The 12,419-nt window shown below is 70.6% G+C and carries 11 protein-coding genes; 6 read left to right on the forward strand and 5 right to left on the reverse strand.

Annotation, left to right across the window (positions count from 1 at the left end; genetic code table 11):
- Positions 1–36: 36 nt before the first annotated feature.
- The gene (locus LP52_RS04830) at positions 37–1,812 is read right to left on the reverse strand and encodes a right-handed parallel beta-helix repeat-containing protein (RefSeq protein ID WP_084722892.1); all 1,776 of its coding nucleotides are present in this window, start codon (positions 1,810–1,812) and stop codon (positions 37–39) included.
- 20 nt (positions 1,813–1,832) lie between these two features.
- On the opposite strand from LP52_RS04830, the gene LP52_RS04835 reads away from it, so the two are divergent.
- The 5 genes from LP52_RS04835 to LP52_RS04855 all read left to right on the forward strand — a co-directional run bounded on the left by LP52_RS04835 (position 1,833) and on the right by LP52_RS04855 (position 6,533).
- The gene (locus LP52_RS04835; RefSeq protein WP_052809429.1) at positions 1,833–2,693 is read left to right on the forward strand and encodes a TetR/AcrR family transcriptional regulator; all 861 of its coding nucleotides are present in this window, start codon (positions 1,833–1,835) and stop codon (positions 2,691–2,693) included.
- 300 nt (positions 2,694–2,993) lie between these two features.
- Positions 2,994–3,548, forward strand: coding sequence for a DUF2243 domain-containing protein (locus LP52_RS04840; protein WP_040271144.1), 555 nt, complete (start codon positions 2,994–2,996; stop codon positions 3,546–3,548).
- Positions 3,545–4,351, forward strand: a complete 807-nt coding sequence (locus LP52_RS04845) for a cytochrome c oxidase assembly protein (protein WP_238580736.1) — start codon at positions 3,545–3,547, stop codon at positions 4,349–4,351. The genes LP52_RS04840 and LP52_RS04845 overlap by 4 nt, the downstream gene beginning before the upstream one ends.
- 463 nt (positions 4,352–4,814) lie before the next feature.
- Positions 4,815–5,564, forward strand: coding sequence for a GAF and ANTAR domain-containing protein (locus LP52_RS04850; RefSeq protein ID WP_052809430.1), 750 nt, complete (start codon positions 4,815–4,817; stop codon positions 5,562–5,564).
- A gap of 123 nt (positions 5,565–5,687) precedes the next feature.
- A complete protein-coding gene (locus LP52_RS04855) occupies positions 5,688–6,533 on the forward strand; it encodes a MerR family transcriptional regulator (RefSeq protein ID WP_040271146.1) in 846 nt (281 codons plus the stop codon).
- A 193-nt stretch (positions 6,534–6,726) separates the two neighbouring features.
- On the opposite strand, the gene LP52_RS04860 is transcribed toward LP52_RS04855, so the two are convergent.
- The 4 genes from LP52_RS04860 to LP52_RS04875 form a co-directional block, all read right to left on the reverse strand.
- Positions 6,727–7,761, reverse strand: coding sequence for a FecCD family ABC transporter permease (locus tag LP52_RS04860; RefSeq protein WP_040271181.1), 1,035 nt, complete (start codon positions 7,759–7,761; stop codon positions 6,727–6,729).
- 23 nt (positions 7,762–7,784) lie between these two features.
- Entirely contained in the window at positions 7,785–8,828 is a 1,044-nt protein-coding gene (locus LP52_RS04865; RefSeq protein ID WP_040271147.1) for a FecCD family ABC transporter permease, read from the reverse strand.
- Positions 8,825–9,847, reverse strand: a complete 1,023-nt coding sequence (locus LP52_RS04870) for an iron-siderophore ABC transporter substrate-binding protein (RefSeq protein ID WP_040271148.1) — start codon at positions 9,845–9,847, stop codon at positions 8,825–8,827. Before LP52_RS04870 ends, LP52_RS04865 begins: the two co-directional genes overlap by 4 nt.
- 282 nt (positions 9,848–10,129) lie before the next feature.
- A complete protein-coding gene (locus tag LP52_RS04875; protein ID WP_052809440.1) occupies positions 10,130–10,963 on the reverse strand; it encodes a helix-turn-helix transcriptional regulator in 834 nt (277 codons plus the stop codon).
- Between the two features lie 117 nt (positions 10,964–11,080).
- Here LP52_RS04875 and LP52_RS04880 point away from each other — a divergent pair, with 117 nt between their 5' ends.
- Positions 11,081–12,394, forward strand: a complete 1,314-nt coding sequence (locus LP52_RS04880; protein WP_040271152.1) for a metal-dependent hydrolase family protein — start codon at positions 11,081–11,083, stop codon at positions 12,392–12,394.
- Positions 12,395–12,419 lie beyond the last annotated feature (25 nt).

A 12,419-nucleotide genomic window follows, 5' to 3' on the forward strand; every position in this document is an offset into this window, starting at 1 on the left:
TCGATGTCGCGGCACGCCGGCAGCGGGACGGTGGTCTCATTCGGCACGGTCGCCTCCGGACTCCTGCACGGTCGGGCGGCCCGGCACCGTCCGGGAGCCGGGATGCGGCCGGGTCGAGGGACGGATTCCCGCCTCGGCCGCGATGGCGGCGACTTTCGGGTGGCCGTCGAAGGCCTCGGGTCGCAGGGTCGTGTTGTGGGCCAGTTCCACGCCGTCGGGGGCGTCGCCGGGGTCGGCGTCCCACACGTTGCCGGTGAACGCCACATGCTCCAGGGGCGGCGAGACCTCCAGCACGACCGGTGCGTCGGACCGGTAGACGGCGTTGTTCCGGACGGTGACCCAGGAGGCGCCGTAGTCGGTGTAGAGCCCGAAGTTGTACGGCGTGATCGTGTCGCGGACGACATTGCCGCGCACCAGGGCGCCGTCGGCGGGGGAGCCGCCCTGGGGGCCGGAGATGTAGATGCCGCCGCCGTCGGCCAGGACCTGCATCGTGTCGTGGATGAGGTTGTGCAGTACGCGGGTGCCGCGTCCCTCGTAGACGACGACGCCCGCGTGTGGGACGTTGTCGACCTGGTTGTGGGCGACGGCGGTGTCGAGGGTTCCGCTGAGCAGGACGGCGGGTGAGCCGCGGTAGTCGCGGCCGATGCGGTGGATGCGGTTGTCCTCGACGCGGTGGCGGCGTGCGCCTTCGCCGATCACCAGTCCGCCGCCGGCGACCTCGGTGATCTCACTGCCGAGGACCGCGTTGTCGGCGCCTGTACCGCGGAACTCCACCGCGACCGCGCCGAGCCGGGTGAACCGGCAGCCTTCCAGCGCTACCCGTGCCGTGTCCTCGAAGACCACGTTTCCGGGGATACTCGCGGAGGCGCCGGGGACCGTCACCTGGCCTTGCCCCTCGGCGAAGGTGACCGTGTGGAGGCCGCCGCCGTCGTAGTAGGCGTTGCCGTGGTAGTGCAGGAACCCGCTGGGTGTGCCGGGGTGCAGCCAGGTCGCCTCGGCGAACGTGATCCCGCGGAAAGCAGCGTCGCTGAGACCGCGGGCGTGCAGCAGCGTCTCCAGTACCGGCGCCACCGCGTCGGTCGGATCCTCGCCGGGCAGCGGGCGGTAGTGGAGGACACCGGCGTGGGTGGCGAAGGTGCCGTCGGTGAGGAAGGCCGGACTGTTCTCGGCGAAGGTCGGGAAGTCGACGCCGTAGGTCTCGCCCGCGCCGGGACCGTCCCAGGAGATGAGTGCGTGGTAGAGGCGCGTGGCGCGGTCGAACGCCGGGTCCGCCATGGTGATCTCGGTCGATTTCGCGTCGCCGGCGATGCGCGCGACGGGGCAGCGCGCCTCTGACCATGGGTAGGCGCCGCGGTAGACGAACTCGACATCACCGTGCCAGGACTGCGGTCCGGTGCCCTCGGCGGTATACCCGCCGGGGGTGCGGACCAGGGGGTGTTCCAGTGCGATCGCGGCCCGTTCGGCCCGGTGCTCGCCGACGTAGAGCTGGCGGGGGGCGGGGCCGGGGGCCTGGGCCCGGTGGGTGCCGTCGGCGTCGGCCACCCATTCGGTGACCGGGCGTCCGCCGCTGACCACCACCTCCTCTTGCGCGGCGGTGCCGTAGCCGTGGGCCTGGTAGACGACTCCGGAGTGCTCGGCGGTGAGGCGGAAGGTGTCGGTGAGGCGGTAGGTGCCGCCTCGGAGTGTGACCACGGTTCCCGGCGCGGCCAGGTCGCGGGCGCGGTCCAAGGTGGCGAACGGGTGCTCGAACGTGCCCGGGCCGGTGTCGTCGCCTGAGGGGGCGACGAAGACCGCCGGTGTCTCATCTCGCATGTCTACACCGTACACTTCGAATGGTCGACGAGCACGACGAAAGGGCGGCGATGGCCGATCCGGAGCGCAGCACCGAACTGCTGTGGGAAGCGAAGGCGCGACGCGGCCTCAGCCTGGATCGGATCGTGGGCGCCGCGGTCGAACTGGCCGATGCCGAAGGACTGGCCGCCGTGTCGATGCGGCGCCTGGCCGAGCGGCTCGGATTCACCACGATGGCGCTCTACCGGCACGTTCCGGGCAAAGCCGAACTGGTGGCCCTCATGTGCGACCAGGTCCACAGCGAGCCCGCGGCCGGCGCCGACGCCGAGCAGCCCCACGGGTGGCGCGGCGCGCTGGCCGCGTGGGCCCGGGACGGGTTGGAGCTGCACCGGCGCCATCCCTGGCTGGTGGAATCGGACGATGCCCGGCTCGTCCCCGGGCCGCACACTGTGGCGCGCTTCGACCGGGCACTGGAGATCGTGGCGGGCGCCGGCCTGTCGCCGGCGCAGGTCGTGGCATCGGTGAACCTCGTCGGCGGTTTCGTCAACAGCACCGCGCGGCAGGCGGCCGCGGCAGAGCGCGCCGAACGCCGCACCGGCGTCAGCGACGAGGAGTGGTGGCGCGACCGCGACTCGCTGTTCGCCCACTTGGACCGGTATCCCGCGCTGACCCGCCTGTATCAGGAGGGTGCTTTCGAAACGCCGGTGGATCCCTTCGAGTTCGGGCTCGAACGGGTGCTCGACGGTGTCGAGGCCCTCGTTCGTGATGAAAAGCGTGACGAAAGTCGATGCGCAGTATGCGGCGCGCCCGTCGAGGACGCCCCTCGGGGCCGCCCGCGGGGCTACTGCTCTCGCGCCTGCCAGCAGCGGGCCTACCGCATCCGCAGTGGTCGACAGCGGTAGCGCGGCCTCTGGCCAACGCCCGCAGCCGCGCCCCCGGCAGCGTCGACGCCGTCTCCGGTCCCGGCTGCCGGCCGCCCCATGCGGCCGGCCCGCTACGCGCGTTCGACGACGGCCCATGCAGCACGCGCCCCAACGCCCAGGTTGGGGAGCCCAGCTTGGCGCAGACGCATGCCCGCGGGCCGAGAGGGCAGCGGTTGCTTGGCGAGAAGGGCCGGGAGCCGCCGAGCGGGATCGGGCAGGTCCCGCCCGTCGGGCGGCTCTACTCGGGAGCATCAAGCCGTCAGTGCCTGGGGAGGGACCATGGCGAGGAAGCCCCGCTCCGGAGGCGACCGGCCGCGCAGTCTCCTGCTCCCCGGCACCGTGCTGGGCGCGGGGCTGGGAGGATTCGTCGACGGAATCCTCCTGCACCAGCTTCTGCAGTGGCACCACATGCTGACCAGCACCGACCAGGACCGTATCGGGCTCGAGTACTACGATCCCGAGACCGTCTCCGGCTTGGAGATGAACACGGTCTGGGACGGGGTCTTCCACACGATGTGCTGGCTCTGTGTGCTGGTGGGACTGGCCATCCTCTATTCCCGTGTCACGAGGAACCGCCGCCGAGTGTGGGCCTCCCGAGTGCTGTGGGGGTGGGTCCTCGCCGGCTGGGGCGTCTTCAACCTCGCCGAAGGCGTCCTCAACCACCACGTCCTCGCCATCCACCACGTTTACGCCGGTCCCGACCGACTCTTGTGGGACCTGGCCTTCCTGCTCTTGGGGGCGATCCTGCTCCTGGGCGGCTACCTGCTCCAACGCAGCGGCCGGCCCTTCGACCCCGAGGCCCCGGACTCCCGCGAGAAGAGGGAGTCCGCGTGACAGCCGGCGGTCGCACCGGCCACGGCCAGGCGGCGGTGGCCGGGGCGGAGTCGCTGCTCACCGCTGCGGTCCTGATCGCGGTCCTGGGGCTCTACCTCTACCTGGTCGCACAGGCGCGCAGACGCAATCCGGTGCAGGGGTGGAACCGGTGGCGTACGGGGAGCTTCGCAACGGGAATCGCCCTGCTGGCCGTCGCACTGCTGCCGCCCGTCGCGTCCTTCGCCCACGCCGACTTCCGCGGCCACATGGTCCAGCACCTGCTCGTAGGCATGTACGCGCCGCTGGCCCTCGTACTCGGGGCACCGATCACCCTGCTGCTTCGCCGACTGCCCCCGGCCCGCGGGCGACGGTTGTCGGCCGTCCTGCACAGCCGTCCCGCCCGCGTGCCGACCCACCCGCTCGTCGCGCTGCTCCTCTCCACGGGCAGCCTGGCGGTCCTCTACTTCACCCCGTTGTACGGTCTCCTCACCGGGCAGCCCGGAGGCCACTGGATTCTGCACCTGCACTTCCTGCTTTCGGGCTACCTGTTCGCCTACGTCATCGCCGGACCGGACCCCGCGCCGGCACGTCCGGCAGTCCCCGTGAGGCTGGTCTACCTCGGCCTCGCGATCGCCGCGCACTCGGTGATCTCCCAGATGATGTACGGCGGCTTCGGGGTCGACGTCCACGTCCCCGTCACGCAGCTCCGAAGCGGTGCAGAGATCATGTACTACGGAGGAGACGTGGCCGAACTCCTCCTGGCAGCCGCTCTCGTGGCCACCTGGCGCCCCGAGCACCGCGCAAGCGAAGGAGCGCCTGCTTGATCGCGTCTCTTGCAGCTGCGTGGGCGCATGCGTGTCGTCGAAGCGCCGAATCTCTTGTAGAGGGCGCAACCGCGGTCGTCTCCGTGGCTCACCGGCTGCATCGTGTGCGGTCTCGTGCCGGGCTTCATAGGTGCTCCGGTCTCCCCTCGCCGCGGGGTCACCGCAGGGGCCGGTAGCGCCTCGACGCGGCGCGCCGCCGTGGGTGCCCGGCGCCGTCGCGCCTGCTTCAAATGAGTACTGTGTGCCGAAGAACATGGTTTTGCGATGAGGCGACCACCGCCCTGCGGGGTAGGGACATCGGCGCACGGGTCGATGTCCCCGAGGGAAGCCGGGCCGAACGGCCCGTTTCCCGTGCGTGATCGACTCGTCGCCACAGCCCCGCCTGGACGCGTATCTTCGTCGCACCGGGCCGGGGGATCGTCGACGTTGCACGGGTATCGCGGGGTGCAGGAGAGGGGCCACGGTGCGGAGACCGTCGCAGGAGGAGTTGGGGCTGGCCACCGCATTGACCGATCTGGCCGGCGCCTTGCAAGCGCGGCGGGACGTATCGGCCGTGTGCGAAGAGGTGGTGCTGGCCGGGGCGCGGTTCGTTCCCGACGCCGAAGACGCCGTGCTGTCCCTGGCAGAGCGCAAGGGCATGCGCACCGCCGCGGCGACCGGCGAGTCGGCCCAGCGGATGGGCGCGCTGCAGTACTGGTGCCGCCAAGGACCGTCCATCCAGGCGATCGACGACGGCACGCCCGTACGTGTGGACTCGCTGCGGCATGAATCGCGCTGGCCGGAGTTCACCCGGCGGGTGATCCAGCGCGAGGGCGGTTCCGTGCTGACTTTGCCCTTGACGGTGGAGGGCCGGGCCGTCGGAGCGCTGATGCTGTGGGCGCGAAAGGACGAGGCCTTCGATGCGGTCGACGAGCGTATAGGGACCCTGATGGCCGCCCACGCGGCCGTTGCGGTGGCCGGGGCTCGCGAGCGGGGGCACCTGCGCGCTGCCTTGGACAGCCGCGACGTCATCGGGCAGGCGACCGGGATTCTGATGGAGCGGCGCAGGATCTCCGCGCACGAGGCTTTCGGCCTGCTCAGCGGGGCGTCGCAGCACATGAATCGGAAACTGCGGGAGGTCGCCGAGCGCTTGGTGTGGAGCGGTGATTTCACCGAGCCGCACAAACGGCGCGGGCAGCGGCCTGCCGGAGGAGCCGCAGCGGGCCCGCACTGACGACGCACCGGCCGCGTCGGGCGGTCGTGGATCTGCGCGGTGCAGGGGAGCGGTGGTGGCCGGTATCCGCCGTACGGAACCGGTGCTTGACTTTGTCGTTGCTGCAAGGCCGATCATGACGGCATGTTGTCCATCAGCGAGTTCAGCGAGATGTGCTGTTTGTCGCCTCAGACGCTGCGGTTCTACCACTCCGAGGGATTGCTCGTGCCGGCCGGTGTGGACGAGCGGACGGGATATCGCTCCTACCTTTTCGGCCAGGTGGAGCAAGCCATGCTCATCACCGTCCTGCGCCGCGCGGGGATGAGCGTCAAGACGGTCCGGCGTGCCCTCGAAGAGCCGAACGAGCGGCTCCCCCTGCTGGACCAGCACAGCGAGGAGGTGCAGCGTCGACGTCGGGACCAGGACGAGGCGATCGACGAGGCACGCCGATTCTTCGACGCGTGGCCGCAGCCGCGCCTGCGCCGTGTTCCCGCGACGACCGTGGCGGCAAAGCCCGTGTCCACCCCGTTGATCGGGAACGACCAGGACGACTGGGACGAGGTCGGTGCGGCTGTGACCGCCACCGTCGCGGAGTTGGCCGAGACCGCGGAGTCGTGCGGAGCCGTCGTCTCCGGTACCCCGTGGCGAACCTGGGTCGACGCGACCCCGGAGCTGCGAAGTCTCACCTCCGAGGGCCTGTACTGGTCGGTGGAGGTCCCCGTCGCGGCGGACGGGCAAGCGATTGCGGCGCTGTCGGACGAGGTCGAGGTGCATGACTTCGCGGCCCGCGACGAACTCTCGATATTCATTCCGGGACGCGATTCGATGGAGAAGTACAGCACCGCCCTCGCGCGTCTGGCCGGGCATCCCCTCGACGCCGCCTACATCGACGTCTCCCGCATGCGCTTCGTCCTGCACGACGGCGGGATCGAGACGGCCGCGGCGATCCGCAGGCTCGACGGGACCGGTGGGACCTCAGAGGAGTGGTGACCGAGCCGACTCGGGAAACCGCGGTCACCGGTCGGCCGATCGCCGAGGACGTTCGCCGGCATCCGGCTCGGGGCCGGCCAGGTGAAGAGCGGTCCGTTGCGGTCGGCGTGCGGGCTCCTCGGAGCGGTGTGCCGCCGACTCGCGGTGTTCGTGGACTGCGGCCACCCGAGGAGCAAGCGGGCTTGGGGCGTGCTCACAGGCTTGTGCCCGCGCGGCTGGTGCGCACGATCAGATAGACGAGGTAGGGCGCTCCGAGGACGCCGGTGACGACCCCGACGGGGTAGCGGGTTCCGAATGCGAATTGCCCGCAGAGATCGGCTATCAGCACGAGCAGGGCGCCGACCAGGGCGGAGGGCACCAGCGGGGAGCCGTTCGGCCCGAGGATGCGGGCCGCGATCGGGCCGGAGAGGAAGGCCACGAACGCGATCGGCCCCGTCGCGGCGATCGCGAAGGCGATGAGTCCGACCGCGCCGGTAGTGGCGACGAGCCGTGTGCGGTCGACACGGATGCCCAGGGCCGACGCCGTCTCGTCGCCCAGTCGGAGCACGGCCAGGTCGCGCGACTTGTACAGCAGCACGGGGCCGATCGCGGCCAGCGCGGCGATGACCGGGACCGTCTCGTCCCAGCCGGCGCCGTTGAGGCTGCCGGTCAGCCACCGCATGGCCTCCTGCAGGTCCCATTGGGCCGCCCGGTCGAGGATGTAGGACGTCACGCTGTCGAGCATGGCGGCGATGCCGATGCCGATCAGGATGAGCCGGGTCCCGGTGACCCCGCGCTTGAACGACAGTACGTACACGATCAGCGACACCGCCAGGCCGGCGGCGATGGCGAATACCGACACCCCGGTCCCGTCGAGTGAGAGCACCACGATCGCAAAGGTCGCGGCCGCGCTGGCTCCCGAACTGATTCCGATGATGTCGGGGCTGGCGAGCGGATTGCGCAGCATGGTCTGGAACGTTACGCCGGCGAGCCCGAAACACAGGCCGGCCGCCACCGCGAGCACGGCTCGCGGCAGCCGCAGTCGTCCGACGGTGAACGAGGCGCCCGGCACGTCCTGTCCGAGGATCACCCCCACGACGTCGCCGGGAGGGTAGAACGTCCGCCCGACCATCAGGGTCACGAGGAACACGAGGACGATCAGAGTGGTGAGAGCGGTGATCACGGTGCGCCGACGGCGCACGCGGCGCCTGCGGACGACGCCGACCGGTCCGGACGTCCGGGCGGACACGCTGCTCTCGGCGGTAGGGGCGGTCACAGGTCACGAACCTTCTGACGGCGGACGATGTAGATGAAGAAGGGGCCGCCGATCAACGCGGTCACGATGCCGACGTCGATCTCGCCCGGGCGCGCCACGATCCGGCCCATCACGTCCGCTGCCGTGAGGAGGGCGGCGCCGCCCAGCGCCGAGAACGGGAGCAGCCACCGGTGGTCGACGCCGACGAGCAGCCGGCACACGTGCGGGACGACGAGTCCGACGAAGCCGATCGGACCGGTCACCGCGGTGGTCGCGCCGCACAGCACGACCGCGCCGAAGGCGGCCGTCGTCCGTGTGACGGCGACGCGTTCGCCCAACCCTGCGGCGAGGTCGTCGCCCAAGGCGAGCAGATTGAGTCCTCGCGCCGAAAGCAGGGCGACGGCGAGCCCGGCCGCGAGGAACGGAAGCACCTGCGTGATGCCGTCGAACGTCGCGCCGCCGACGCCGCCGATCTGCCAGGAGCGGACCCCTTCGGCGATGTCGCCGCGCGGAAGTACGACGGCGCTGATGGAGGACGCCAGCGCCGCCGAGGTCGCCGCACCGGCTAGCGCGAGCTTGAGCGGCGATGCGCCCCCTCGACCGAGCGAGCCGATCACGTAGACGAATACCGAGGTGGCGCCGGCACCGGCGATCGCCACCCACACGAAGCCGGTCGCCGAGGCCAGGCCGAAGTAGGCGATGCCCGAGGCGACGGCGAGCGAGGCTCCCATGTTCACGCCCAGGATGCCCGGATCGGCCAGTGGGTTTCGGGTCACCCCCTGCATGACGGCGCCCGAAACGGCGAGGGCGGCGCCCGCGAGAAGGGCGAGCAGGGTGCGGGGGATCCGCTTCGCGACGGCCGCCTGGTCGAAGCCTTCGGCGGAGCCGGTCAGCGCCGCCAGGACGTCGCTCCACTCGACTTCGCGGGAACCGACGGTGACCGAGGCCGCTGCGATCGCCCCCAGCACGCCGAGCAGCACGAGCAACCAGAGGGACCTGCCCCGTGCCGGATGCCTCCGTCGCGCGGCGCCCGGCACGGGGGGTGCGGCGGTCGCAGTCACTGCTTCTCGGCGGCTTCGGCCAGGAGCGACAGGTAGTCGTCGAGGACCCACGAGATCGACAGCGGCGTCGGGTTCGCGGCCGTGCCCAGAGGCTCCTCGCCGGGGAGGCTGACGATCGCACTGTTCTCCACCGCCGGCATCTGCGACAGCAGGGGGTCGCTCTCCAAGGCCTCGACGATCTCGTCACCGCCGTAGGTGACGATGATGTCGACGTCGTCGAACGAGTCGGCCCGCTCGGCGCTTCGGGTCAGCGAAAACTCCTCGGTATCGGCGGACGCGTTCGCGACGCTCTCCGGGGTCTCCAGGCCGAGGTCCTCGAAGAACCTGGTGCGTGTGTCGTGCGCTGTGTAGAAGCTGACCTCGCTGAGGTCGGTGGTGTCCACGTGTGTCAGGAACATCGCCGAACTGTTCTCGATGCCCGGGTGCGCCGCGACCGCCTCGTCGATCTCGCCTTCGAGGTCGGAGACGAGTTTCTCGCCCTCGTCGGCCATGCCGAGGGCCTTGCTGTTCAGTCCGATCATCTCCCGCCACGGGGTCGCCCAGGCGGTTTCCGGGTACGCGACGACCGGAGCGATCTCGCTCAACGTGTCGTAGTCCTCCTGGGTCAAGCCGGAGTACGCGGCGAGGATCACGTCCGGGCGGGTGTCGGCGACGGCTTCGAAGTCGATGCCGTCGGTCTCGTCGAACAGCACCGGGGTTTCGGCGTCGAGTTCTTCAAGCCGCTCCTCCACCCACGGGAGCACGCCGTCGCCGTCGTCGTCGCCGAAGTTGGCGGCGGCCATACCGACCGGCACGACCCCCAGAGCGAGCGGGACCTCGTGGTTGGCCCAGTTGACGGTCGCCACGCGTTCGGGTTCCGCATCGATGGTCGTGGCGCCGAGCGCGTGCTCGATGGTGACGGTGCTCCAGTCGCCGGGGCCGCTGTCCTCCTCGCTGGAGGAGTTCCCCGCGCAGGCGGTAAGGCCGAGAGTGAGCAGGGCGGCTGCCGAGAACGCAGCCGGCCGTGGAACGCGTGGCATGGTTTCCTTCCGGTCGCGGCGGGCCTGGCGGCCTTGGCCTGGCGACGCCGTAGTTCGGTTCTCCCGCCGCTGTGACACGTGGGGCGGCGTGTGACCGCAGGGGTCGAGTCGCGGCAGCCGCAACGCACCGATGCAGCGCGGGCTGCCCCGCCCCCTGCATTGGGGATTAGGTTTGCCTAACCAAAATTAGAGGTGTCGTGGTAGGTACGCAATCGCGCGGAAACGACTCGTCTTTCGCGAAACGGACACCCTCGTGCGGTGGAGCAGGGCGCCGAGGCGGCGTCAGTGCAACAGGAAACGACCCGGGCTTGTCCCCGTGACCCGACGGAAAGCCGCGCCGAACGAGCTGGCCGAGTGGTACCCGACACACAGGGCGACCTCGTCGAGGCTGTCTCCGCGCGCGAGCATCGCAACCGCGTGCTGCATGCGAGCGGTGGCCAACCACTGGCTGAACCCGAGGCCGGTCTCGCTTTGGAAGGTCCGGGTGATGGTGCGGGGACTCACGCGGAGCCGCGCCGCCCATGCGACCAGCGTCGTGGCATCGGCGGGATCGTCGCGCACTGCGGCGCAGATGGGGGCCAGCAGCGGCGATTCCGGCATCTGCAGGCTCAACCGGTGCCGGGCGGGGGCGAGCACGTCGAGTACCACTGCCTCGGTCCTCGAACGGGCGGCTGGTGCGAGGCGGTCGGACTCGAGCCGATCGAGCAGGAGCTGCAGCAACGGCGTGAGCTCTACGGTGACGGGTCGGTCGGAGATCGCCGGCACCGAATCGACGGCGAACTGCGCGGCGCGGTGCCGTGTCCCGGCGGGAGTCCAGCCCGAATGGCGGACGCCCGCAGGTATCCACAGGCCGACGACCGGGGTGAGCATCCAGACGCGACCGCCGATCCGTGCCGAGGACACGCCCCGCTGATTCCAGAGCAGTTCGTGCGTGGGATGGGAATGCTCTTCCCAGTACGTTTCGCTGCGGATGAGCTCGGTCCTGCTGGCGACGACGAACGGTACGTCGATCTCGCCGGCGGCATAGAGGGGGAGACCGCGCCTTTGGACCGAGTCGTGCTGTGGCGGGCCGGCATCTCGCGGACCGGCGATCGGAGTCGACCGGACGTTTCGTATGGCCACGTCGTCCAGGTTAGGCGGCGGTCAGTCGACCGCGGGCAGCCACTCGACGTGTGGCCCGGTTCAGCCCTGCTGCTCGGTTTGCGCCGGGGCCGCTCGGGCTAGGAGTCGCGCATGAGCGGACAGACACCCTCCGTGCCGATACTGCTGCAGAACGTGCGGATCTTCGACGGAACCGACCCCGAGCTGCGCGAGGGCCACGTCCTCCTCAAGGACGGCAGGATCGACGCGATCGTCCCGGCAGGCGAGGCGCCGCCCTCGCAAGCCGCCGCCACCGTCGTCGACGGCACTCGCGCTGACGGCACCCTGCGCGTCCTGATGCCCGGGCTGATCGACGCCCACGCCCACGTCATGCTCGCGGGCAGCACCGAGGTCCAGCTGTTGCAGGGCGGTGCGGGCCTGGCCTACTACAACGGCCTGGCCCAAGCCCGTGCAATGCTGATGCGCGGCTTCACCACCGTGCGCGACATGTCCGGCGACACGATCGATCTGAAGCGGGTCCTGGACGCCGGGCTGTTTCCCGGGCCCCGCATATACCCGTGCCAGGCGGGAATCTCCCAGACGTCGGGCCATGCCGACTTCGGCGCCGCCTACGAACCACCGACCGCCCTGGGCGGGGCGTCCTCCCGCGCCGAACAGCTGGGGATGTCGCGTGTCGCCGACGGATGCGACCGCGTTCTCGCGGCGGTACGCGAACAACTCAAGAAGGGCGCCAGCCAGATCAAAGTCATGGCCGGAGGCGGGGCGGCGTCCTCCTACGACCCCCTGGACGTGTGCCAGTACACCACCGACGAGCTGCGCGCCGCTGTCGAGGCGGCCGAGGACTGGGGCACCTACGTGTCGGTGCACGTCTACGCTCCCGCGGGCATCGAGCGTGCCGTCGCGGCCGGGGTGAGGTCGATCGAGCACGGCCACCTCGCCGACGAGTCGACCATCGCCTCGCTGGAACACCACGGCGTGTGGCTGAGCACCCAGCCGTTCCTGGAGGAGGACCACGAGTACCGGAATCCGGACTCGGCGGAGAAGAACCGGCTCGTGTGCGCGGGGGTCGAACGGACCTACCGCTGGGCGCGCGAGTACGGGGTGAAGACGGCCTTCGGCACCGATCTGCTGCTCAACCCCGCGCAAAGCCACCTGCAGGCGCACATGCTGCCCCGGCTGACCCGCTTCGGCTACACCGCCGCCGAAGCGCTGGCCATGGCCACCTCCGGCAACGCCGAGCTGCTCGCCCTCGCCGGCAAGCGCGACCCCTACCGGCTGGAGGACGGCGAGCGGCCTTTGGGGCGCATCGCCGAGGGTGCCCGGGCCGACGTTCTCCTGGTCGAGGGAGACCCGACGCGGGACGCGGAGCTGCTGGCCTCCCCGGAGGCGAACCTGGCCGTGATCATCAAGGACGGCCAGGTCTACAAGAACCTCCTCAGTCCGTGAACGGGAAGCCGATCATGCGGGCGGC

Source organism: Streptomonospora alba (genome assembly GCF_000826685.1).
GTDB classification, from domain to species: domain Bacteria; phylum Actinomycetota; class Actinomycetes; order Streptosporangiales; family Streptosporangiaceae; genus Streptomonospora; species Streptomonospora alba.